Here is a 23109-nt window from a genome sequence, read left to right as displayed (position 1 = left end):
GCCCAAAAATGAATAAATCTGGATAATCGGAACACTTTATAAACATAATACGAAAAAAGGAGGTTTTTTTTCCAATGGCAGAACAACACTCTGAAAAGAAAATGTCAAGAAGACGCTTTATTAGAAACTCTGGATACGTAGCAGGTGGACTTGTCGGTGGAGGAATTATCGGTGGGCTCATTGGTGCCAATATGAATGATGAGCAAGAAGGTACAAATACACAAGGGGAACATCAAGGAACCAGCTATCTACAAGCACCTCTTTATTTTACAAACCCTGAAATGTTTGCCGTTTTAGTCGCTGCTTCTGAAAGAATTTTCCCAAGTGATGATAACGGTCCAGGAGCTGATGAATTAGGCGTTGCCTATTATATAGATCACTCGCTCGCTGGTTCTTGGGGGAACAATGCTCGTGAATATATGCAAGGACCATTCTTTCCAGGCTCTAACTTCCAAGGTTATCAATCCCCTCTTAAGAGACATGAAGTATTTGATACCGGGATAAAGGCACTGCAAAAAGTGGCTAATGAAAAACACGATAAGAATTTCCCTGACTTGGAAGGCGAACAACAAGATGCTATCTTAACTTCCTTCCAAAATGATGAGGTTGAGCTCAAAGGAGTAACATCCAAAACCTTTTTTAATATTCTCAGAGCAGCCACGATTGAAGGTGTATATGCTGACCCTGCATATGGAGGAAATATTAATATGGAAGGCTGGAAAATGAAAAACTATCCTGGGCATCAAATGAGTTATTACGACAAAATTGAATCAGATGAATTTATGGAAATTGAACCACAAGCCCTACATTCTTATACAAAATAAGTGGATTGAATAGGAGGAAATACAATGGCTGAAAAATTACCTAAAACCGATGTCGTCATCGTCGGTATGGGCTGGGCTGGTAGCATTATTGCTGCCGAGCTTGGTAAGGAAGGATTAAAGGTTGTTGGATTAGAACGAGGTAAAGAAAGAGGCTTGAAAGATTATTATGTCGTACACGATGAGCTTCGTTATGCTATTCGTTATGAATTAATGCAAGATTTATCAAAGGAAAGTTTAACTTTCCGTAATAACCAAAAGGAAAGGGCCCTTCCCATGCGTCAACTTGGTTCTTTCCTATTAGGTGAGGGTTCTGGTGGTTCTGGTGTTCATTGGAACGGCCAATCCTTCCGTTTTTTGCCTTATGATTTTGAAATACGATCAAAAACAATTGAAAAATATGGTGAAAGTAAAATCAAAGGATTACAAATTCAGGATTGGGGCATTACATACGACGAATTGGAACCATATTTTGATAAATATGAGAAGGTCGCTGGTATTAGTGGTGAAGAGGCTCATTTTGGACCGGAACGATCCAATCCATATCCAACACCACCGATGAAAGAGACACCATTAACCAAACGGTTTAAAGATGCAACAACCTCATTAGGTATGCATCCATACCATATGCCTTCAGCTAATTTAAGTGAACCATATGAGAACATGTACGGTGCAAAGATTGCTAACTGTCAATATTGCGCATTTTGTGAACGTTTTGGTTGCGAATACGGTGCAAAGGCAGACCCAACTGTTGCCGTCATTCCTTATGCTATGGAAACAGGCAATGTAGATATACGCAATTTTGCTAATGTAACTGAAATCATACATGAAGGTGGAAAAGCAACAGGTGTGAAATTCGTAGATGTATTAACGAAAGAAGAATTCATTCAACCGGCTGATACAGTCGTTCTTACGAGCTATGTCATGAATAATACGAAACTACTTCTACATTCAAAAATAGGCAAAGCCTATAACCCGGAAAACGGGACTGGTGTGATTGGTAAGAACTATTGTTATCAGATTCTCCCTGGCTCTACAGGCTTTTTTGAAGAAGAACGCTTTAACACTTTTATGGGAGCAGGAGCATTAGGTGCAACAATTGATGATTATAATGGTGATAACTTCGATCACTCAGATCTAAACTTTATCCATGGTGGCTCTATCTCCATTAATCAATCAGGTAAACGACCGATTGGCTCAAATACCGTTCCATCTGGTACACCAAACTGGGGAGCTGAGTTTAAAGCACAATCTATCAAGTATTTTACAAGATCACTCAATATTGGAACACAAGGGGCTTCCATGCCTGTACAACATAACTTTATGGACCTTGATCCGACGTACAAAGACGCTTATGGTTTACCATTGCTTCGCTTAACTTACGACTTTACAAAACAAGATAAAGAGCTTTATAACTATATCGGCAAAATTGCAGATCAAATTATGCTTGAAATGGGCGCAGATAAAGTAAATGAACGTTCGAATCTTGAAAGTTATGATATTGTGCCATATCAAACAACTCATAATACAGGTGGTGTTATTATGGGCGCTGAACCGGAAACATCTGCTGTTAATAATTATCTGCAAATGTGGGATGCTGAGAATGTATTTGTTGTAGGTGCCTCTGCTTTTGCACATAATGGGGGCTATAACCCAACGGCAACTGTCGGTGCACTCGCATTCAGAGCAGCAGAAGGTATCCTCAAATATAGCAAAGAAGGTGGCATGCTCGCCTAATTAGTAGGAAAGGGGTTGATTTGTAATGGGTTTAACAAATATCGGAATACCAGGTTTAATCATTATCCTTGTCATCACCTTGATTATATTTGGACCAAAAAAACTACCTGAAATTGGCTCAGCTTTCGGAAAAACATTAGCTGAATTTAAAAGATCGACAAGAGAAATTATGGACGATAGCGACAAGGAAACATTAACAGTGGCTGCTAAAAATGAAGAGGAATCTAAATAACATCTGTGATGGAGGCGTAAAGATGGAGAATAATGACCAAACACTAGTGGAGCATTTAACTGATTTAAGAAAAGTGCTCATTCGATCGATTGTCTTCTTTACCTTTTGTTTTATCCTTTGCTTAGTGTTTATTAACCACCTTATTCCCATTCTAGCTAATGACTATGATCTCGTCATGCTAGGGCCATTAGATGTAATTAGACTATACACAGGGATTGCCGGTAGCATTAGCCTCGGCATTTCCCTTCCCTTCATTGCGTTTCAAGCATGGCTATTTATTAGACCTGCATTGAATGATAAAGAAGCAAAAATCTCGATCATGTTCATTCCAGGAATTATTTGTAGTTTCGCCATTGGCTTATCATTTGGTTTATTCATTGTATTCCCAACCATTTATGGCTTTCTCATGCACCTTGGCGAAAGTAATTTTTCTATGATGATTACTGCTCGAGAATATTTCTCATTTTTATTGATTTCTACTATTCCGTTTGGATTTCTATTTGAAGTTCCATTATTACTAGTTTTTCTCACAAATATCGGGGTCGTATCCCCTGAAATGCTAAAGTCAGTAAGAAAATACGCATATGTGGTGCTTGCTGTCGTTTCTGCACTCATTACGCCACCAGACTTTTTCTCACAAATACTCGTACTCTTTCCATTAATTGGACTATATGAACTTGGACTGTTTCTTTCAAAGATTAGCTATAGAAAACGATTGGTCATGGAAGCAGAGTTAAATAAAGGGTAGTTTATTGATAAGTGAAAACGTTAGTATTCTCGTGGACATTTTTAAAATAGGTAAATGAAGGAATAATCTCTAATAAGGAACAAGGATTGTATGAAGAGGAATCCAATCTTAGTTATTTTTTAATTAGATTTCGATATTGCTCTATAAAATGCTTAGGTACATCTTTCATATAAAAAGGATATACACCACGATTAGTATGTAAATACAATGTACCTAGCTTTTTTTTCGATTCTCTAAATGAAATATCAAAAACAGCTTGAATATCTATTTCGTCTTCACTCCATATAATTTTCTCATCGAAAAGTTTGATTTCACTTTCTATTTCCTCATACTTTTGGACATTCCAATCAATTTTACGCACAACTTTTATATAAGTAAGACTAGCTATAAGTTCCAATGGCGAACCCCCAATATTTAATATCTCCATTCTATTGGATTGTTAGTGAAAACGATAATAATTTGCTTAAAAGTAAAGAAACCATTTTAGCAACGTTAAAAATGTTACTATTTATTGTTTCAATTCGAGCTGATACCTACTCCCCTATGTAACTTCTCAAATAAATCTTAACTGTATTCTAGCCAGTTAAACTTAATATCAAAAGCAAAGAAAGAATGGATGCTCTTCTTTTTGCATTTAAGAACCAGCTTCCGATTCTTTCATTTGATTACGAACAGTTCAAAACAATGTTCCGAATTAAAGTACACCAGAAAATAATCTCGCAAATGACTCTTTTGTTCTTTCTAATAATCCTCTTTTGTAAAACTGTACCGGACTTATTTTAAAACTATCTTTCATATCATCTTCATAATGAGCAACTAAATCTCTAATAGAACTTGTCCCGTAAAGAAAAACATTCACCTCGAAGTTCAAATGGAAACTTCTCATATCCATATTAGCAGTACCAATACTGGCTAAATTCCCATCAATAATAATTATTTTTTGATGAAGAAAACCTTTTTTATATGAATAGATCTCTACTCCATAGCGAAGAAGTTCAGAAAAATAAGAACGGCTAGCATATTGCGTAAAAAAACTATCATTGATTTCAGGGACGAGAATTCTCACTTCAATCCCTTTTGCCGCAGCTACTCTTAATGCCGTACGAATGGCTTCATCTGGTACAAAGTAAGGGGTAGCAATCCAAATGGAATAATCAGCAGACGAAATCATCGAATAATAAAAATCCCCCATAATACCCTGTTGCGTATCTGGTCCACTGGCAACGACCTGAAGCGCTCCGTCTACCACATCATCTTTTTTATGTATAGGCTTCCTATCATTACGATATTTATCCAACACCTCTTCATTAGCAACATATTCCCAATCTAATAAAAATATCGTGTGTAGTATATAGACAGCTTCACCCTTTAATAAAAGATGGGTATCTCGCCAAAATCCAATTTGCTTATCTTCACCCAAATATTCATTTCCAACATTCAATCCACCCGTAAAGCCGATTTCTCCATCAATGATGATAATCTTACGGTGATTTCTAAAATTAAATTTCTGATTAAAAAAACCATACTTTAAAGGCGAGAATGGTTTTACTCGGATGCCAGCATCTAACATCTGGTTGATATCTTCCGCATGCAGTGTTAAGCTCCCAGCTGCATCGTAAATAAATAACACCTCTACTCCTTGCTTGGCTTTATCCATCAATATCTTCATTATTTCTTTTCCTAAGCGATCAGAACGAAAAATGTAATATTCCATATGAATGAATTTTTTTGCCTGTAACAGCCTTCTCTTAATTTCAAAAAAAGTTTCATCACCGTTTTTTAAAATGGTTGCTTTAGACTTCGTACTTATCGGAGTTAATGATGAATGATTAGCAAATTCCGCAAATCGAAGCTGGCCATCTTGGAGGAATGATATGTCTTGTTCTTCTTCTCTATGCATTAAGCGTTTCCATTCATCTCTATCTCTGCTACGTTTACTTTTAAATAAATACCCTTTCATATATAATTGCCCTGAAAATAAATAAAATAAATATCCAAACACCGGAAAGAATACGATTACATACATCCATAATAATGTATGCTGTGGGGTTCGATCTTCCAGCATAATGGAATAGCATATCACTAATATTGCCAAACTATAAAATACAAGGCACATTATCGTAGTCATTATACTTGTTGCCATAAAAAGTCCGATATATAATGTAACCATCAGAATGAATACAAATAAAAACTCTACTCTTCTTCTACCTTTCATTACCATGCCCCATCCCGTAAGTTGCTGTTATTATTAGTACCCTAATTTTCATTTAAAGAAACGAGCTCTATCATAATTTTTATAAACGTTGAGGAGAATAAAATGAAAGTCATACCTTTACATAAAGAACATGCCGAAAGTTTCAAACAAATACGTCTCATTGGACTTAAAGAACATCCAGAAAGTTTCGCCTCTAGTTTTGAAGAAGAAGTACAGCAATCATTACTAGATATCGAAAAGAAATTGCTCTCTAGTCAAGCAATCACTTACGGTGCTTTTCATGAAGGTAAATTAGGCGGCATCATCACTTTGTTATATGAAAGTAAATTAAAAATGCGCCATAAAGCACATATCGTTGGTTTATTTGTACGAGAGGAATTTAGAGGGCTTGGGATGGCAAAACAATTAATGAACACGGTCATAGAAAAAGCACAAGGTAGTACGACTATTGAACAATTACATTTAACTGTCATGGCTGATAATCAACCTGCAATAAAATTATACAAAAAACTAGGATTTCGCTCATATGCTCATGAACCTCGTGCTTTAAAAGTGGTCGGACATTATTATGATGAAATTCATATGGTCTTACAATTAAAATGAGTTTGAGGCAGGTGTTTACTTGAACGCCTGCCTTAAACATTACCTCTTATAAAGATTGATATTTTTTTAATATTTCCTGAAGCTTCAATGCTAACCCAACATTACCTTCAACCTTTAAACCACCTGTCATAAACGCTACCGTCGTGTTTAAATCACCTTTTAATAGACTAGAAAAGTGACTATCACTCATTCTTAATTTAACCGCAGGATCGTCAGCTTCCCCTTCAATTACACTTACCTTTCCATCGCATAAAACAATTTGAATGGGGCCACTTTCTTTTAAATCCACTTGAAACACTCTATTTTTTTCATTTACAATATACTCTGGTTGATTATTCATTTTATCCGTCATTTCTTCAAGTTCAAGTAATACAGACATGTTAAGCCTCCCTTTTATCAATAAAATACCTTAAGCTGTAGCAAGGACATGGAAATGCAAACATAAAATAGAAAGAAATTCGTTACTCTAAAATTCACATGATTTTTCAATAGGATTACAGTATAGCGGTAATGATTTCAGTATCTAATTGTCCTCGAAATCTTTCATTTCATCGCAGTAACTTTATTAATATTCTATGTGGTAAATGAATCTTCCTGCCTAAAATGAATAATTATTCATTTTTCTTATTTTACATGAGGAAGTTCTTTTCAAATAAAAAATAACTCGCCAATTGGCAAGCTATTTTTAGTACTCATTCATATAACCCGTGTTATTACACTAAAGAAAGGAATCTATTCTCTCCACGGTAGTTCTGTTCCAAAGCTTTGTGCCCTTTTTTCGCTATCCTTCCTTCTACGCTTTCTATGTTCCGCTCTTTCTTTTGCACTTTCATATAAACTCATTTCTTCGTCAGTCACTGGTACAATTTTAGGAATCGGTGCTGGTTTCCCATCTTCACCAAGTGCTACCATTGTAAGGAAAGATAGTGCACAAATATTTCTATCTCCTGTTAAGAGATCTTCTGAAATAACCTTTACAAATATCTCCATTGAGGACCTGCCTGTATATGTAACAAATGCTTCTAAACAAACCGCATTACCAGCGTAAATAGGATGTAAAAAATCAACTGAATCAGTTGACGCTGTTACAACCGCTTTTCTTGAATGCCTCATAGCTGCAATCCCAGCAATATCATCTATATAAGCCATTAACTTCCCACCAAACAGCGTCCCATGTCCATTTGTATCTGGTGGTTGAACAATACTTGTTTTTACAACATATGATTCTTTACAAAACTTTGATTCACTCACACTATTTTCTCCCTTCATAAAAGTATCAAAGGATACCTTTATATATCATACCTCATTACCGTTATTTAAAAAATGAATTCTTCTTTTTTGGCCTGAGTGTGTCCCCTGTCCATCCTTTTTTCACCAGCAACATATAAACAGCTACAGTAGATAGAATAATAACGATTAATGCACCTGCGTAACCCCATTTCTCATCTAATTCCGGCATAAATGTGAAATTCATACCCCAAAGAGCTCCCCATGCACTAATTGGTGTAAATAGTGTCGTAATAACTGTTAAAGTTTTTATGACTTCATTTCCCCTATGGGAGGATACCATTTCTTCAAAATGTACAAGATGATCAATTTCTTCAATATACTCTTTCGTTAACATACTTCCTCTCTCTAATCTTTTTCTCATATTTTTATAATGCTTTGTCTCAACAATTTCTCTTGAAAATGCTTCTTCCAAACCAAACGATAATTCTATAATTGGAATCATAAAGTTTTTCCAAACTAACACTTCATGCCTTAACTGAAAAATTTCTTCTAATCGATCAATACTGTTCTTTTGTTTGATTTCCCAAAGTAAATCGTTTAATTTCAGCTCAAAATCATCAATTCTTTTAATACTATTCTTTAATATCTCAGCTAAAAGAATAGAGAAACCAGCAACTGCATTTTCAGCTTCCATCATATCATCATTAATATGACTATCCTGTTCAAATTCACTCGTTATCAATACATGTTCTGTTAGAAAATAATGGAGAAGTTTATATTCATTTTGTTGATTAAGCTTTTGTTCATAAATGAGCGATCCACAAATGTAGCTTTTCCCTTCCGTTGAACGCAAATGGAGATGATTTGATTCTTGCGAGGAAATATGCTCAATCCACATTTCTATCTCTTCTTTATAAAAAGGGAATACTAGATGTTTGTTTGCTTCTGGTTCAAAAAAATTAAGCCATCGCCAATTATTCATCTCTTTTGTATCCATTCATTCTCACCCTCCTACTTTAACATTCCCTGAAAATGAACATAACAAAACCATATGTTTATATATAAATAAAACGGGTAATTATATTACATGCAAGAAATAAACTTTCCATAAAATGAAGGAGGAGTTAATATGAAATCTCGTCCAAAGAACTTTATTATTGCAGGAGTTGGCGTAACAAGTTTACTATTACTTGCTAAGAAGGAAAATCGTGAAAAGTTACAGACACTCACACATAAAATGAAAAGTTATCTTCCAACTAATAGTGAGAATCAATATGAAATGAAAGCCGGACATCCCGATCCACAAGACACCCGCGATAATGAAATGGTCAGTGAAGGTGCTATGACTTCCGTTAATTATTATAATAATCAACAAGAAGAAAAATAACCTAGGGATTTCTCCTTAGGTTATTTTTCTTCTACAATCATTGGGTGAAGTTTTGCCTTCCCCCTCCTCAACCTTGTCTTAATTGTCGAGAGAGGTAGCTTTGTTGCTTCACTTATTTCCTTTAATGACATTTGTTCGAAGTAATAAAGATATAGTGGTTCTTTATATTTTTCAGGTAGACAAAAGATAATCCTCTCTACTTCTTCTCGATTACTTTTTTTAACAAACAATTCATCGGCCCCTGGAGATTTGGCTTCCTCATATAGAGCAGGTAGCCTCTCTTCTAAAAATTGTCGTTCACTTTGTTGTTTTCTCCATTGATCCCTACATTTGTTTAATGCAATTTTATATAGCCAATTTTTAATATTTGTTTCTTCTTTCAAGGAAGGGAAAGCTAAATAAGCTGAAATTAAGGCTTCTTGGAGTAAATCCTCCGCTCTTTGGGGATGTTTAATTAAAGAATAAATGTATCTGTATAATGATTGAGCATACTCGCTCACATAATTTTCGAATGTGTAGTTAATTGTTGCTTCCATACTTCATCTGGGTCTATTACCCTTTCCTCCTTTATTTCTTTTCTTACCCTAATAGACGAATGATAGATCTTCTTCCCCTACAGTGTTTTTTATTTTTTTAAGAAAAACTTGTTTGTTTTGTAAGAAACCAAGTAACACCAATCTTCTTACATATCGTCATGTAATGCATGAACATTAATAAAATGGCTCCCATATTTATGCCTAAAATTACGCCATGCATTTGCAGACTTTCCATCGAACCAAATACATACATCGCAACAAAAGATATAAGTGTTGACCACACAGCATGATAAAAGGCATCTTTCATAAGCCCCAAACCGATAAGAAATGCTTGCATAGGGAAAATAAAAAAGTGTAACAGAAAGAATGGCCACAGTAATTGCACATATATACTTGCTTCTATCGAATGGAAAAATGTACTAGTTAAAGGTTCGGCAAAGAAATAAAAAATGGTAACAGAAGGAACGCCATACAAGAAGGTGATAAAAAATACTTGTTGAAGTAACCGCCGTAAGTAATTATGCTTCTCTTCAGCATATGCTCTTGAAACAGTAGGAATGAGCATAACCATAAAGGAATGAGCAATAAAAGCGGGAAACATTCCAATTGTCATTGCTACACCTGCAACCATCCCAAAATGTTCAGTGGCAATATCCGTACTGATTCCAGACTTTAGCAATGCTGCTTTTATTAAAAATGGTTGGATCGCATGGGTTAAAGCATGAAATATCCGTAGACCTGTTGTAGGGATAGACACCCCCATCAAGTTTTTCCACACACTCATACCAGACATCGGCTCAAACGGCAATTTCTTCATCCTTTGATACTGGATGACAAATAAATGAATGAAGTAAGCAAAAATCGCTATTTCACTGCCAACAAATGTACAAACAGCTATAAAAACTGCCGTTTCCGTTTCAAAGCGAAACAAATGAAAAAGTAATACCAGCAATGAAAGCTGAATGAATTTTCTCAAAAAATTGGCAGAAGCAATCTTCCCCATTTGTTCGTTGCCCATAAAATAACCTCTAGCAATAGAAGAAAATGAAATAATCGGTATGAGAATAATAGCCATCCACCTTAATAGTGGATGATAATCATCAAAAACAGTAATAAATGGGAGAATCGCTGATGCTAACGGGATTAATATAAGTGAAAAGATAACCGTCATTCTAATCACATGATTGAGCATACTATAGTGATATTTTCTATCCTTTTCTGCAATAAATTTAGAGATGGAAACAGGCATTTCAAAACTAGCTAATAAAACAATCAAAAAAATGGTTGGAAGAATAGACATATAAAGCCCTAAACCATGTTCACCTAACTGCCTAGCAAGCACCATATTAATCAGAAATTCAATACATTCACCTGCAAAAGCCGCTAGAATTAATAAAAGCAATCCCTTGAAGAACTTGTTCATTTCGCCTCTCCTTTTTGTTCCCACAAATAAATAATCTCTTCTATCCTATGAGACAACCCTTAAAATTATTAACCTAGTTGAATATTTGTTTGCTGATCACTTCACTCTATTTTTGTTTTTTTCTAACCTAAAAAAGGGACATACATATGGAACAATGAATGGTAGATAAAGTCGATATAGCCACTGCAGGGGCGGTTCACTTGCATTTGCTAGAGAAGGGATATTTTTGTCTTTCATCAAATATTAATGAAGAAAAAGGGTAAGAAACCTCATGGATAATTCTGTAAATTGAACACTTCATTTTTAGTATCTTTGTCCTATACGAAGGCTTTGAAAAGAGTAAAAGGGTTGCTCAAAAGTCGAAGAAGTGACTTTTTGGACAACCCTTTTTAATGTGATATTCTGTTTGCTAATCCATCAACTGCCTACACACCATAAATGGACAATGGATGTGTGGCGATGTTTCTTACATCAACACTTTTTGCTGATTTTTATCCATATACACAGGTATAGTCAGTCTGATTTCCAATCTTCAGCTTGCATGCTACCCATGTATAACTGGCACAGATAGTACCGACCTTTCTATCTATTCTTCCAATAAAGATGCTGACCACTTCTTATATAAGTAATCCAGTTCTATTTGACATTGTTCCTTCTCATATTGTAAGTCTTGCAACATGCTCAAGGCTTCACCAGTCATCATCTTTCTTTCTATTATCTGTAATCTTTCTTCTAGCTTTTCCAATTCCTCTTCTATATCATCTGTTTGATGAATATTTTGTTTTACTGTACTTTCCCTTTCAACCTTTTTTATCGCTCCCTTAATTGGAGGTGCCAACTGTTGAATTTGGTTGCACCACTTTTCCCATGCATATGTGAATGAACCATTAAAATAGGAAAGCCTTCTCTGATTCAATATATACGTTTGGTTGAATAATAGCTCGATGAAATAACGATCATGAGAAACAGCTAAAATGGTTCCTTGAAATTCCTGCAGTGCCTGTTCAAGTACTTCTCTCGATTCAATATCGAGATGATTTGTGGGTTCATCAAGGATAAGAAAATTCACATTTTGATACATGAGTTGTGCTAAACGCAGTCGCATGCGCTCACCACCACTTAACTGTTTCACCTTCTTATGAACGGCATAACCATAGAAAAGAAAATTTGCGAGAATCCCTCTCGCTTCTCCCTCCGCTACAGCATGTATTTCCCTGAACAATTGTAGTACGGTTTTTTCTTGGTTTTCTCTCTCTGTAAATATTTGTTGAGCTAAGTAGCCAATTTTACAATTACTACCTACTCGCACTTCTCCTTCATCTGGAAGTAAACGTTGTAAAATTAATTTTATTAATGTAGTTTTACCGCTGCCGTTTTCTCCAACAAGCACTGCACGATCTTGAAAGCGTAAATGCATGTCAATACTTTCTAACACAATCTCTCCACTAAAAGACTTTGTCATATTTTCTATAACTAACGTGTCTTTCCCACTTCTCTCTTCTGCTGCCAAATGCAAATGTAGTTTGCGATGAGAAACGGGTTTTTTTATCTTTTCCATCCGATTTAGTGCCTTTTCCATACTACTTGCTTTTTTATGGAGCCCGGCATTAGGTGGGTTGGCTTGATTTGCCCACTCTCTTAACCTTTTTATCGATTCTTTCATCTTTTTTATTTTCTTCTGTTGATCTTCATACTTTTGAAATTCCTGTAATAGTCGACTTTCCTTTTCTTTTACATAATCAGAATAATTGGTATGATAATTCGTTAATTCTTCATCTTCTAAATCCATAATCATCTTCACAGTTTGATCGAGAAAGTACCGATCATGTGAAACCATAACAATTGTCCCCTCATAATCTTTAATAAAACTTGTTAACCAATCAACAGCTTGGAGATCAAGATGATTTGTCGGTTCATCCAATAATAATAAATCTGGTTTCTTAAGTAGCTCTTTGGCTAAGCAAACTTTTGTTTTCTCTCCACCACTAAGCATTTGAAACTTTTTCTCCATTAATGTTTCTATACCAAGTCCATTAATGACTACTTTTATTTTTCCTTCTATTTCATAGCCGCCGTCATTCATAAAATAATCTTGTAACTTCCCATATTCATTGAGTAGTTGTTCAACCCCATTCGAGGTGTGTGATTGAGCTAATTTTTGTTCCATATCTGTTAGTTTTCTTTTTACCCCAAGTAAATTAGAAAAGGCTTCCTCCACTACATCCAAAGCAATAACTGATTCATTATATTCTGGTATTTGATGTAAATAGCCAATCACAATATGTTTACGCCAATGTATTTGACCTTGGTCAGGTTGTTCTACCCCAGCCATGATTTTTAATAACGTAGACTTTCCACTACCATTTCTCCCAACAATACCTACTCGCGAGTGGTTCCGTATGTCAAAACTAATATTAGTGAAGACTGTATCACCACCGTACAATTTCGTTATATTTTGTCCGCTCGTTATCATTTCATTTTCCTCCATATTAAGAATAGCTCATTTCGTCACTTGTCAGCGTTAAAGCTCATTTTTTCCTACCACCGTAAGCAACATGAGCTAGACAGAAATTTGATTAAATGAAAAGAAGGGCCACAGAGAATAAACTTCTCCTGTGACCCTTTTCTCATTTAAATATAAATACTCACCTGTATCCATACAAGAAAATATTCAGTATTATGATTGTGCTCTTTGACGGGTGTAAAGAGATGTTTCACTGCTTATTTTAGCTATGCAATTGTTATAAAAGGACAGACGTATCCCGTTAGCAGTCATTGCGCCAAAAATTGCACAGAAAATAGTTAAATGTTCAAGCCATTTTCCACGCGTTAAAACAGTTCCTCTCATCTCTTCTACACCTCCTTTTTCCATTCAGTTACTACTAGTTTAAATGAAATATTCTAAAATAACAATCATTTTCAAACATATATTTTATCGATTTTTTGATTTTCTGTGCTGTGGGAAAAGGCTAATATACCCATCTACATTGGCTACTTTCAAATTTATAAATATCATGATCATCTACTCACTGTTATGAATGTAGGCTTGGTTAAGTACCCTTGCTCGTTTATTCTGAGTAAAATTTTCTAAGTTAACTATCCTATTAAAAATCCCCAGTAAATAGCAGTGCAAAAGCTAGCTCAATATCCCTTTCCCTTTATTAATTGACTAAAAGGACATCAACATTTGACTTAGAGTTAAGATAAATGCATCTCTACACCAATCAGGTTAAGACCAAAAAAAGAGAGCTTCATCACAAAACTCTCTCTAAACTATTCTTTCACTATATGATTCTTAAATGCATAGATTACGGCTTGAGTGCGATCTTGGACATCAAGTTTACTTAAGATATTACTTACATGTGTTTTAACCGTTTTTAAAGCAATGTATAGTTCATCAGCAATCTCTTGATTAGTTTTTCCTTGCGTCATATGAAGTAGAATTTCCATTTCTCTACTGGTTAATTCTTCATGGAGAGGTTGTTCTTTTTTTCCTCTCATCTTTAACATCATTTTTCCAGTGACCTCAGGTTCTAAAACAGATTCTCCTTGTTGTGTTCTGCGAATCGCGTGAGCAATTTCACTTGCTTTTGATGTTTTTAACATATAGCTAGTAGCTCCTGCCTCAAGTGCTGGATAAACCTTTTCATCATCTAAGAAGCTCGTTACAATTATTATTTTTGCTTCTGGCCATTGCTCAACAATTTGCTTTGTCGCTTCAATCCCATCCATTTCTTTCATCACTAGATCCATTAGAATAATATCTGGTCGTAATTCCATTGCCAGCTCGATCGCTTGTTTACCGTTATCCGCCTCGCCAATTACTTCTATATCAGGTTGAGCTGATAAATAAGCGGTCACACCAATCCTCACCATCTCATGGTCATCTACAAATAATACGCGTATCATTTTTCATCGCCCCCTCCACCTTCAATAATTGGTACTTTTACTTCTAATCTTGTTCCTTTATTAGGAAGGCTGATCATTTTTAATGTACCACCAATCTCTAGTGCTCTTTCATACATATTTTGAATACCGTATGAACCTGCTTTTGCCTTATCTACATTAAAACCGATGCCATCATCAATAATACGTAGAATAGCAAATCCGTCACGTTGAATAAGTAATACATCTAAGGTGTCTGCTTTTGCATGACGCAAAGTATTGGAAACAGATTCTTGTAGAATGCGAAAAAGGTGATCCTCAATCCCTTTATCTAAATAAAAGTCCTCTGCTCTCCATTTGATATTCATTGTGACTTTTTGTTTTAACTCAAGCAGCAGTTCCTCGATACCTTCTATTAGCTTTTTTCCTTTTAAGGCAACAGGGCGTAGGTGAAGCAATAAAGCACGCATTTCTAGCTGGGATTGGTGAATCATCCCTTCTACTAACTGCAATTGCTTAACCTCATTGGCCGATTTTTCCTCTGTTTGTTCCATAATCGCTGACATTAACATAGATGCAGCAAATAACTGTTGACTGACTGAATCGTGTAATTCTCTTGCCAAACGATTTCTTTCTTCATATATAATTTCTTGCATACGATTATCAATATCTTTCGCTTTTTCATTTGCGAGCCGTTGCGTATACTTTGCCTGTTCTGATATTTGCTTCTGTATTTTAATCATTCTTTGATATATGTTTTGAACATCAGCACTTACTTCCTCATGATTAACCGTGAGTACTCTTCCTTCTTCTACCTCATGAAGCCAGCCTTCCATCTCTTTCAGTTGCTTCTGCCATCTATAACCAGATAATAACCCATAAAAAACACCTAATAAGATGCTTATCATTGGTGCAAACAATGCAAAGGGAATATCAACTACTTTAAAATGCCAGAAATCAATCAGGCGAATAGGGAAAATAAAATAAAACGACAACATCATGCTGATAAGTAATAGTAATGAAAGAAGCACTCCATATAAGATCTGACGTTGAGCCATATTCATGAGCGCTTCACCTCTATATCACCCACAATTAAAGAGGTGACGATTTTCACCTTTTGTTCAGTTTGGTTATAATTTTCCGTCTCAAAAATATAATTGCGGTTAAAAGCTCTTTTCTCTACCAAATCGAAAATTTGGCTAGAGCCAACAATAACAGAATGATTGATTGACACCTCTACATCATAAGGAATATATATGCGTACATTTCCAATAAGGTTTTTGATAAATATGATATTCTCTTGATTAGGTAATACCGTATAGCTCAAATCAATTTCAGTATCCCCTAAGCCACATTGGATATTTATATCTCCCCATTCATATACCTCTTCAGAAGTATTTTGATGCCCACTGATTTTATTCGTTAATAAGTTCTTCTTCTGAACCACAGCCTCTTTTCGCTCATCTGCTTTCCGCTGTTCTGCTCTAGGCTGAACCTTCTTTGGTTTCTTTTTCGTTAAGTAAAATTGATAACCAAAATGAACAATAAGTGCAAGGATTAACAACTTGAATGCCATCATATTAAAAATAGTAATCGCAAAAAGTAAAATCCCTAGCCAAAAAAGGACCTTGCCCCTAGTCTTCGGCATCCATTTACGACCAATATAGATCATACCAATTTCAATGATAATTGAGAAGATCAGCCCATGATTAAAAAAGAACATTTCTAAAATAATCATTGCCAAGGCAATGAATATCCACATTTTATAGTCCTCATTCCATTTTTCAAACATGTGACATCCCTCCTAATCATGTTGTTTAAAAGGCGCAAGTCGGCCTTACGCCTTTCAATGCTTGTTTCTCGGTCAATTATCTTTAGCATACCATGTTTTTATGACTGCAAGGAATCATCCTTTTTCATTTTCAATTCTAAATCAGCAATTTTTTTATCAATATGATTATGGAAGTATTGATTTTGCACTTTTTGTTCTAACTCTGAAATATATTTCTCCATATCATTAAACTTATCATAAGCAGTTTGCTGGGAGTGTTCTTCTCCTAATACTTTATTCATTTTTACTTGGGCACGGGTTACATTTTCTCTCCCCATTAATTGCATCCGGCGAATTTGCATATCCTTTAGTTTATGCTTCATTTCTTCATACTGTCTTTCTAACTTTCCAAGCTCCTCTGATGCTTCTGCCACCATCGTTTGTAATTTATCTGCTCTTTCAGAAAAGTACTGTGCTTCTGTCTTCGCAAATGTTGCTAGCTCCTCTTCACCCGCTCGTTCAGCAACTTCCGCTTGTCCTTTTCTTTTAGTAGCCATATCCATGGCATGGGCAAGTTCTTTACGAAATTCTTCTCTCAGCTTAAATTGTCTTTCGATATATTTTTTCACTTTTTCTGTTTCTTGCTCACTTTGCCTCAAATACTGATTTAATAACGCTATTGGATTTTTACTTTCCTTTTTGTCGAGCACCTCATTGATATCTGTTACAATCGTGTTTTTAATTCTTGTTAATAGATTTACCATATTGTCTCCTCCTATTGTTTCAAAGCTTATTTATGAAGATCGGACCATTGCTTCTCAAAGTTCACAAATGGATCATCACTTTGTCTTGTTTTTGGCTTTTCTTTATTCCAATTTTTGTAAATCAGGTAAATGACATAAAGAGCTAGAACAGCTAAAATTGCTGGGATATTACTGATAGAGAACAATAGTAAAACGACACCTACAGTACCCCAAGCTACTTTTTCCCAACCATCTGTTTTGATAAATTGTTTAAATACTAAATAAAGTAATGCAGCTGTAATCGCTAATGCGATAAGTGAACCTAAATTCGCCAATACAACTATTGCCGCAATTCCACCTGCTATGATTAAAAGAAATTTTTTCATTTCTCATCCTCCTTTCACTATTTATCTTACCTATTTATAAGATCGTACATAACGTGCCACAGCTTGATTTTGCTCTAAGACTTAAGTCTGAACGAGAGCTGAGTCCATTTTATTCTATACATGTAAAACTAATTTAAGTTCATACTACAATTGGGAGGTGTGACAATGTCTCATTCTTGGTTGCTTTCATTTTTGTTAATGATTTCACCTATCAATGATGATTCCATATTCACAATTAAAAAAGAAGATAAAGTAATTACACAAATACAGAGAGAGGACTTTGCTATTCCACAGTCCAATTTGCCATTTATTGAAATGAAAAAATTCGAGACATTTATGGAAGATCTCGATAAAAAAACATTTATTGCCCCTAAAGACGCCTATATTAAAGGAAATATGATTATCTCAGAAATTGAAGGAAAGCGTTTATACCGTAAAGAATTCAAGAATCAATTTTTTCGTTATTATTTCTCCAAAGGAGTCTCAACTATCCAGCTTCCTCTTATATCTGTACCAGCAAGAGTGGATAAAGACTTAATCAGTCAAATCAATGTGAAAACAATTGGACAGTATGTCACTTACTTTAATAGCAATAATCAAAATCGCTCTCATAATATTTCATTAGCTACTGAGGCTATTAATAATTATGTCATTTTTCCTGAAGAAACATTTTCTTTTAATGAGGTTGTTGGGAGAAGAACGAAGGATAAAGGATACCTACGTGCGCCCGTAATTGTAAGAGGGGAACTATCTGAAGATATTGGTGGCGGGATATGCCAGGTCTCTTCTACACTATTTAATGCCGTCGATCGTGCCGGTGTTGAAATTGGCGAGAGATTCTCCCATAGCAAAAGAGTCCCTTATGTACCAAAAGGAAGAGACGCAACAGTAAGTTGGTATGGACCAGACTTTACCTTTACAAACCCTTATGAGTTTCCTTTACTTATAAGCGCACACGTTTATGGTGGTCAAATGATTGTTGTAATCAAATCTTCAGACGAAATTGAGACTTCACCACGCCATGTTCCCAACGCTTCAAAGATATTACCAAAAGAAATACGTGCAAACGGAGATACTTAAAACGGAGAATTATTATCCGACCTTATTTTATACCCTCTGGGGATTAAAAGTGACAGCCTAAATTCTTAAATAACGAATGTTCATGTCCCCTTCAAGTAGATAAAAAACCTTCATGATTCCATGAAGATTAGAATACTACTTGGAGGATTTTTTCTATGCCAAAGAAACCTAAAACAGCCGTCCCCTGCCGATTTAAATGAATGTGGGTGCTTAATTACACAGATTAATGACGGCAATGAACATACCACTCATCATTCGAAAGCTATCCAACAGAAATGATTTAACTTACATTAGCTGTTCTTCGTTCAAATCAAGGCTTTGAATATAACTTAAAGCTATTCAGCTGCCGATTAGGGGGATTTACAAAATTAAGAGCAGCCACTCACGCAAAGGAAGGCTGTATAGAATCACTCTTTTCACCTCACCCTAAAAAAACCGCATAGCTGTATATAAGTAATTGGGAGGCAGGAGACAAACTACCCGAGGATTACATTTACTATTACGATTACAAAAGGAGATAAAGAAACGCGTGCCTAATGAATATTATCGACACGCGTTCTTTGATTTGTTTTTTTATGTTGACTACTTGAAAGGGGCAAGACCAAGGATTATTTTTATTATTCCCTTTTATAACAATGGCTTTTCTGAAACAATGACACCATCTTCATCAGCGTATACATATTCGTCTGGCAACCAATCAAGCCCCCCAAATGTCACGATCGTATCCCTATCTCCTTTGCCAGCTTTTCTACTTTTTAATGGACTACTACCAATTGCTAATACACCAATATCCATTGATGCTATATCTGCTGTATCTCGCACACAACCATATATAATGACACCCGCCAATCCGCGCGTTTCTGCAATTTTTGCTAATCGATCGCCCATAAGTGCACATCTCCTTGACCCGCCACCATCAACAACAAGCACATGACCTTCTGGGATACTTTCCAGTGCTTCAAGTACAAGTACATTATCTTCAAAAACCTTAACTGTTGAAACCTTACCATGGAATCTCTTTTTCTTACCGTATGAATATAATACTTCTTGATTTACCTTTACATATTCATGATGGTCGTCACATAAATCTGCTGTTTTAAAAGACATGATATCCCTCCTCACTCTACTAATTAATTTCGTCATCCGATGAAAAGTTTCCTTTGTCTAATGGAAAGAAAAAGTGATGACTTGCATATAAGTGTAATGAAAGGGGTGGATCATTATCGCTTATTTATGGATAGCAACAAGCGCTTATTTACTCATCGTTGGTTTGGCTGCTGGCGTTTTTGTTTACACATTAAGGTACGCGCTTCATTCAAAAGATTCTACCCAAATAGATGAAAAAAAAGAAGAGATAGATGACCTCTTAAATTAAATATTTTAAGGCTGTGACCACCACCGTCACAGCCTTTCTTTTTACTTATTCATTGCTTTTTCAATAGCCATGGAAAGCTGTGAAATAATATCTTCGTAATGTTCAATACCAATGGAGATTCTAATCAAATGCTCATTAATGCCTAACGCCTCACAAGTTTCTTCTGGTACCGCACGATGCGAAGTTGTAATTGGATGTGAAACAGAAGATTCAACACCAGCTAAAGTAGGAACAATTTTTATCCACCCTAGTGAACGGAAAAAAGTTGATACATCAGCTTGTTGTTTCAGTTCGATCGTGACCATTGCCCCGTATCCATATGCTCCATTTTGTTCGAAGGGATAATAAACTCTCTCCACTCCTTCATGAATAAGTAAAGCTTCTGCTACTTTTTTCGCATGATAAGATTGTTCCTTCATCCTTAATGCTAATGTCTTTGCTCCCCTTACTGTTAACCATGCTTCAAAAGGACTTAAGTTCACGCCAAGATTTACGACTTTTGCTGCAGCCAGTTCGATTAACTCAGTACTACCAACAATGACACCAGCAGTGACATCACTATGCCCACCAATATATTTGGTCGCACTATGAACAACCATGTCTACCCCAAGCTCAATCGGCTGACAATGAAACGGTGAAGCAAATGTATTATCAATCAATGTCTTCAGATTGTATTTTTTCGCCAATGATACAACAGCTTTAAGATCTTCTACTCTTAATAAAGGATTAGTAATTGATTCTGTATATAAAAGCTTCGTGTTCTCTTTGATTGCCGCCTCGACTTGCGTCATATCGCTAAAAGGAACAATTGTTACGTCAATACCGAATTGCGTGAGCTCTTCCACAATAAGATGAAAACTTCCTCCATACACATCATCAGTAGCAATAATATGATCACCATTTTTAGCCACTGCTAATATTCCTACCATAATGGCACCTAAACCTGATGCAGCTGCAACTCCTGATGCTGCACCTTCTAATCTTGCGACAACTTCTCCTAACTCATCAGTGTTTGGATTGCCTGATCTCGTATACAAGTAGTTGCCGTTTCCACTATAAAAACCCTCTAGTTCTTCTAAACTTTTAAAAGTAAATGCAGATGTTTGATAAATCGGTGTTGCTTTACTTTGAATTGTGCGCTTTTCTTTTTTATCTCCATGTAATAATGCCGTCTCAAATTTCATCCTATTGAATCTCCTTTTTATACACTAAAAGTATAAATCACCTTGTTTTATTTTCATAAATTTCTTAATTCTATCATTATAGCTCACTGTACTTTTTTACGTCAATTGAGGAAAGAAGTATAAGAAACATCCATAAGGCTATATTAAACGGAGATATATATTTTAGAGGTGATTGTATGAATAATGAAAAAAATAATATGCCGAAATACCCTCAATCGTACTGGTTGGAAGCAAAACAACTCCAATATCAATCATTGGACGGTAACACTAAAACAGATGTAGTTATCATTGGCTCTGGTATAACAGGGATTACTTCAGCTTACTTATTGGCTAAAGAAGGGTTGAAAGTGATTTTATTAGACGCCGGGGAAGTTTTAGCAGGAACGACTGGCCATACAACTGCAAAAGTGACTGCACAGCATGGTTTAATATATGACGAGTTGATTGAACATTTCGGCATAGAGCAAGCAAGACTGTATTATGAAGCCCAAGCTGACGCAATAAAAATGATTGAAAAAGAAGCAGCAAATATAAATTGCGATTTTAGTAATGAAAGCTCTTTTATCTATGCAACCAATGATCAATACAGTGAAAAATTAACTTTTGAATATGACGCCTATAAAAGATTGGGGATTATAGGGCAATTAAAAGAGAGTATCCCATTCTCCATTCCAACTACAGGTGTGCTTGAAATGAACAATCAAGCACAATTTCATCCGGTTAAATATTTAGAAGGCTTACTTAAGCGTTTCATCGACTTAGGAGGTACTGTTTATGAACAAACAACGGTCGTTGATATCGAGGAAGGTAAACAACCTGTTGTCATAACAAATAAAGGGCATCGTATTTTATGTAACTATGTTGTTATGGCATCCCATAGCCCATTTTTAAAATGGAAAGGTTTATATTTCTCCAGGCTTTTACCTGAACGGTCCTATGTAATTGCTATCGAAAGTGACGACGATTTTGAAGGAAACATGTACTATTGTGCCAATAACCCTGTCCGTTCGATCCGTGCTACAACTTCAGAGGAGACTGGTAAGAAACTTATTCTTATTGGCGGAGAGGGTCATAAAACAGGAAAAGGCATTAACACTTATCAACATTACGAGACATTACAGGCTTTCTCTAATGAGGTCTTCGGGGAAAAGCCAATCACCTTTCGCTGGTCTGCACAAGATTTAACTTCATTAGATAAAATACCTTATATTGGTCCTATCACATCTAATGAAAATAATATCTTCGTGGCTACTGGTTATCGCAAATGGGGTATGACAAACGGTACAGCTGCCGGAATTTTGTTAAAAGATTTAATAACTGAACAGCATACACCTTATCAGGAACTTTTTAACCCATCGAGATTTCATGCGAACCCTAGTATTAAAAACTTTATCACTTATAATGCAGATGTTGCAGGACAATTAATAAAAGGGAAACTCGAGCCAGAATTTAAGCACCCTGAGGATCTAGCAAATAATGAAGGCGGCCTGGTGAAAGTGGATGGAAAACGCCGAGGCTGTTACCGCGATGATGATGGCCAACTTCATATTGTTGACACAACTTGTACTCATCTAGGTTGTGAAACAGAATGGAATGCCGGCGATCGCACTTGGGATTGTCCATGTCATGGATCCCGTTTTTCATATGATGGCGAGGTCATTGAAGGTCCAGCAACTGAACCTTTGGAAAAGATGGATTAACGCATATGACCATAAAGGTAAGGTAAGCTAAGTTTTGGAAACTTTTTAAATGT

General features: G+C 35.7%; 24 protein-coding genes. 8 read left to right on the top strand and 16 right to left on the bottom strand.

Annotated elements, in window-relative coordinates; all coding sequences use genetic code 11:
- The first annotated feature begins 74 nt into the window (after window positions 1-74).
- The 4 genes from MKX78_RS06530 to tatC are packed head-to-tail and all read left to right on the top strand — an operon-like array spanning window position 75 to window position 3538.
- Entirely contained in the window at window positions 75-824 is a 750-nt protein-coding gene (locus tag MKX78_RS06530) for a gluconate 2-dehydrogenase subunit 3 family protein (protein ID WP_095370096.1), read from the top strand.
- A 24-nt stretch (window positions 825-848) separates the two neighbouring features.
- Window positions 849-2558 carry a GMC family oxidoreductase gene (locus tag MKX78_RS06525; protein ID WP_095370097.1) on the top strand — a complete coding sequence of 570 codons (1710 nt, stop codon included), beginning with the start codon at window positions 849-851 and terminating at the stop codon, window positions 2556-2558.
- Between the two features lie 25 nt (window positions 2559-2583).
- Window positions 2584-2790 (top strand): twin-arginine translocase TatA/TatE family subunit, encoded by a 207-nt coding sequence (gene tatA / locus MKX78_RS06520; protein ID WP_095370098.1) that lies wholly within the window; start codon window positions 2584-2586, stop codon window positions 2788-2790.
- Window positions 2791-2812: 22 nt separating this feature from the next.
- Entirely contained in the window at window positions 2813-3538 is a 726-nt protein-coding gene (gene tatC / locus MKX78_RS06515) for a twin-arginine translocase subunit TatC (protein ID WP_224935404.1), read from the top strand.
- A 112-nt stretch (window positions 3539-3650) separates the two neighbouring features.
- Here the strand turns inward: tatC and MKX78_RS06510 are convergent, their stop codons facing one another.
- Both MKX78_RS06510 and cls read right to left on the bottom strand, forming a co-directional pair.
- Window positions 3651-3935 (bottom strand): hypothetical protein, encoded by a 285-nt coding sequence (locus MKX78_RS06510; protein ID WP_095370100.1) that lies wholly within the window; start codon window positions 3933-3935, stop codon window positions 3651-3653.
- A 297-nt stretch (window positions 3936-4232) separates the two neighbouring features.
- The gene (cls, locus tag MKX78_RS06505; RefSeq protein WP_095370101.1) at window positions 4233-5753 is read right to left on the bottom strand and encodes a cardiolipin synthase; all 1521 of its coding nucleotides are present in this window, start codon (window positions 5751-5753) and stop codon (window positions 4233-4235) included.
- Window positions 5754-5855: 102 nt separating this feature from the next.
- On the opposite strand from cls, the gene MKX78_RS06500 reads away from it, so the two are divergent.
- Window positions 5856-6356, top strand: a complete 501-nt coding sequence (locus MKX78_RS06500; RefSeq protein ID WP_340978193.1) for a GNAT family N-acetyltransferase — start codon at window positions 5856-5858, stop codon at window positions 6354-6356.
- 46 nt (window positions 6357-6402) lie between these two features.
- Here MKX78_RS06500 and MKX78_RS06495 read toward each other — a convergent pair whose 3' ends face one another.
- From MKX78_RS06495 to MKX78_RS06485, 3 genes are all read right to left on the bottom strand, one after another.
- Window positions 6403-6735: an SCP2 sterol-binding domain-containing protein gene (locus MKX78_RS06495; RefSeq protein ID WP_095370103.1), complete on the bottom strand. Its 333-nt coding sequence runs from the start codon at window positions 6733-6735 to the stop codon at window positions 6403-6405.
- Between the two features lie 353 nt (window positions 6736-7088).
- Complete coding sequence (locus MKX78_RS06490) at window positions 7089-7607, bottom strand: acyl-CoA thioesterase (protein ID WP_095370104.1); 519 nt, start codon at window positions 7605-7607, stop codon at window positions 7089-7091.
- Window positions 7608-7668: 61 nt separating this feature from the next.
- Window positions 7669-8583, bottom strand: coding sequence for a magnesium transporter CorA family protein (locus MKX78_RS06485; RefSeq protein ID WP_341050299.1), 915 nt, complete (start codon window positions 8581-8583; stop codon window positions 7669-7671).
- A gap of 132 nt (window positions 8584-8715) precedes the next feature.
- On the opposite strand from MKX78_RS06485, the gene MKX78_RS06480 reads away from it, so the two are divergent.
- Entirely contained in the window at window positions 8716-8973 is a 258-nt protein-coding gene (locus tag MKX78_RS06480) for a hypothetical protein (RefSeq protein WP_095370106.1), read from the top strand.
- Between the two features lie 20 nt (window positions 8974-8993).
- On the opposite strand, the gene MKX78_RS06475 is transcribed toward MKX78_RS06480, so the two are convergent.
- The 9 genes from MKX78_RS06475 to MKX78_RS06435 all read right to left on the bottom strand — a co-directional run bounded on the left by MKX78_RS06475 (window position 8994) and on the right by MKX78_RS06435 (window position 17717).
- The gene (locus MKX78_RS06475; protein ID WP_095370107.1) at window positions 8994-9509 is read right to left on the bottom strand and encodes an RNA polymerase sigma factor; all 516 of its coding nucleotides are present in this window, start codon (window positions 9507-9509) and stop codon (window positions 8994-8996) included.
- A gap of 97 nt (window positions 9510-9606) precedes the next feature.
- Window positions 9607-10932, bottom strand: coding sequence for an oligosaccharide flippase family protein (locus MKX78_RS06470; protein WP_095370108.1), 1326 nt, complete (start codon window positions 10930-10932; stop codon window positions 9607-9609).
- Window positions 10933-11518: 586 nt separating this feature from the next.
- A complete protein-coding gene (gene abc-f, locus MKX78_RS06465) occupies window positions 11519-13405 on the bottom strand; it encodes a ribosomal protection-like ABC-F family protein (RefSeq protein ID WP_340978190.1) in 1887 nt (628 codons plus the stop codon).
- Between the two features lie 204 nt (window positions 13406-13609).
- Entirely contained in the window at window positions 13610-13780 is a 171-nt protein-coding gene (locus tag MKX78_RS06460) for an RAxF-45 family protein (protein ID WP_307317536.1), read from the bottom strand.
- A 425-nt stretch (window positions 13781-14205) separates the two neighbouring features.
- Complete coding sequence (locus MKX78_RS06455; protein ID WP_095370110.1) at window positions 14206-14841, bottom strand: response regulator transcription factor; 636 nt, start codon at window positions 14839-14841, stop codon at window positions 14206-14208.
- On the bottom strand, window positions 14838-15881 hold the full coding sequence (locus tag MKX78_RS06450; protein ID WP_307317538.1) for a sensor histidine kinase: 1044 nt from the start codon (window positions 15879-15881) through the stop codon (window positions 14838-14840). The genes MKX78_RS06455 and MKX78_RS06450 overlap by 4 nt, the downstream gene beginning before the upstream one ends.
- Window positions 15878-16609, bottom strand: a complete 732-nt coding sequence (liaF, locus tag MKX78_RS06445; RefSeq protein ID WP_095370112.1) for a cell wall-active antibiotics response protein LiaF — start codon at window positions 16607-16609, stop codon at window positions 15878-15880. The genes MKX78_RS06450 and liaF overlap by 4 nt, the downstream gene beginning before the upstream one ends.
- 98 nt (window positions 16610-16707) lie before the next feature.
- Window positions 16708-17352, bottom strand: a complete 645-nt coding sequence (locus tag MKX78_RS06440) for a PspA/IM30 family protein (protein ID WP_307317542.1) — start codon at window positions 17350-17352, stop codon at window positions 16708-16710.
- A 26-nt stretch (window positions 17353-17378) separates the two neighbouring features.
- Complete coding sequence (locus tag MKX78_RS06435) at window positions 17379-17717, bottom strand: lmo0954 family membrane protein (protein WP_307317545.1); 339 nt, start codon at window positions 17715-17717, stop codon at window positions 17379-17381.
- Window positions 17718-17882: 165 nt separating this feature from the next.
- Here MKX78_RS06435 and MKX78_RS06430 point away from each other — a divergent pair, with 165 nt between their 5' ends.
- A complete protein-coding gene (locus MKX78_RS06430) occupies window positions 17883-18797 on the top strand; it encodes a VanW family protein (RefSeq protein WP_322910031.1) in 915 nt (304 codons plus the stop codon).
- A gap of 627 nt (window positions 18798-19424) precedes the next feature.
- Here the strand turns inward: MKX78_RS06430 and rraA are convergent.
- Both rraA and MKX78_RS06420 read right to left on the bottom strand, forming a co-directional pair.
- Window positions 19425-19904, bottom strand: coding sequence for a ribonuclease E activity regulator RraA (gene rraA / locus MKX78_RS06425; protein ID WP_095370115.1), 480 nt, complete (start codon window positions 19902-19904; stop codon window positions 19425-19427).
- 309 nt (window positions 19905-20213) lie between these two features.
- Window positions 20214-21356 carry a trans-sulfuration enzyme family protein gene (locus MKX78_RS06420; RefSeq protein ID WP_307317550.1) on the bottom strand — a complete coding sequence of 381 codons (1143 nt, stop codon included), beginning with the start codon at window positions 21354-21356 and terminating at the stop codon, window positions 20214-20216.
- Between the two features lie 176 nt (window positions 21357-21532).
- Here MKX78_RS06420 and MKX78_RS06415 point away from each other — a divergent pair, with 176 nt between their 5' ends.
- Window positions 21533-23056 carry an FAD-dependent oxidoreductase gene (locus MKX78_RS06415; RefSeq protein ID WP_095370117.1) on the top strand — a complete coding sequence of 508 codons (1524 nt, stop codon included), beginning with the start codon at window positions 21533-21535 and terminating at the stop codon, window positions 23054-23056.
- Window positions 23057-23109 lie beyond the last annotated feature (53 nt).

Origin of the sequence: Cytobacillus sp. FSL R5-0569 (genome assembly GCF_038007265.1) — a bacterium.
Taxonomy (GTDB): Bacteria; Bacillota; Bacilli; order Bacillales; family Cytobacillaceae; genus Cytobacillus; species Cytobacillus kochii.
The sequence above is the reverse complement of the archived record's forward strand: the minus strand, read 5'-3'. Positions and strand labels throughout refer to the sequence as shown.

Coding starts and splice junctions, on each gene's coding strand:
- MKX78_RS06460 (WP_307317536.1), bottom strand. CDS start 13,780: ATGAGAGGAACTGTTTTAACGCGTGGAAAATGGCTTGAACATTTAACT.
- tatC (WP_224935404.1), top strand. CDS start 2,813: ATGGAGAATAATGACCAAACACTAGTGGAGCATTTAACTGATTTAAGA.
- MKX78_RS06430 (WP_322910031.1), top strand. CDS start 17,883: ATGTCTCATTCTTGGTTGCTTTCATTTTTGTTAATGATTTCACCTATC.
- cls (WP_095370101.1), bottom strand. CDS start 5,753: ATGAAAGGTAGAAGAAGAGTAGAGTTTTTATTTGTATTCATTCTGATG.
- rraA (WP_095370115.1), bottom strand. CDS start 19,904: ATGTCTTTTAAAACAGCAGATTTATGTGACGACCATCATGAATATGTA.
- MKX78_RS06495 (WP_095370103.1), bottom strand. CDS start 6,735: ATGTCTGTATTACTTGAACTTGAAGAAATGACGGATAAAATGAATAAT.
- MKX78_RS06420 (WP_307317550.1), bottom strand. CDS start 21,356: ATGAAATTTGAGACGGCATTATTACATGGAGATAAAAAAGAAAAGCGC.
- MKX78_RS06435 (WP_307317545.1), bottom strand. CDS start 17,717: ATGAAAAAATTTCTTTTAATCATAGCAGGTGGAATTGCGGCAATAGTT.
- MKX78_RS06525 (WP_095370097.1), top strand. CDS start 849: ATGGCTGAAAAATTACCTAAAACCGATGTCGTCATCGTCGGTATGGGC.
- MKX78_RS06530 (WP_095370096.1), top strand. CDS start 75: ATGGCAGAACAACACTCTGAAAAGAAAATGTCAAGAAGACGCTTTATT.
- MKX78_RS06475 (WP_095370107.1), bottom strand. CDS start 9,509: ATGGAAGCAACAATTAACTACACATTCGAAAATTATGTGAGCGAGTAT.
- MKX78_RS06485 (WP_341050299.1), bottom strand. CDS start 8,583: ATGGATACAAAAGAGATGAATAATTGGCGATGGCTTAATTTTTTTGAA.
- MKX78_RS06480 (WP_095370106.1), top strand. CDS start 8,716: ATGAAATCTCGTCCAAAGAACTTTATTATTGCAGGAGTTGGCGTAACA.
- abc-f (WP_340978190.1), bottom strand. CDS start 13,405: ATGATAACGAGCGGACAAAATATAACGAAATTGTACGGTGGTGATACA.
- liaF (WP_095370112.1), bottom strand. CDS start 16,609: ATGTTTGAAAAATGGAATGAGGACTATAAAATGTGGATATTCATTGCC.
- MKX78_RS06415 (WP_095370117.1), top strand. CDS start 21,533: ATGAATAATGAAAAAAATAATATGCCGAAATACCCTCAATCGTACTGG.
- tatA (WP_095370098.1), top strand. CDS start 2,584: ATGGGTTTAACAAATATCGGAATACCAGGTTTAATCATTATCCTTGTC.
- MKX78_RS06470 (WP_095370108.1), bottom strand. CDS start 10,932: ATGAACAAGTTCTTCAAGGGATTGCTTTTATTAATTCTAGCGGCTTTT.
- MKX78_RS06500 (WP_340978193.1), top strand. CDS start 5,856: ATGAAAGTCATACCTTTACATAAAGAACATGCCGAAAGTTTCAAACAA.
- MKX78_RS06455 (WP_095370110.1), bottom strand. CDS start 14,841: ATGATACGCGTATTATTTGTAGATGACCATGAGATGGTGAGGATTGGT.
- MKX78_RS06440 (WP_307317542.1), bottom strand. CDS start 17,352: ATGGTAAATCTATTAACAAGAATTAAAAACACGATTGTAACAGATATC.
- MKX78_RS06450 (WP_307317538.1), bottom strand. CDS start 15,881: ATGAATATGGCTCAACGTCAGATCTTATATGGAGTGCTTCTTTCATTA.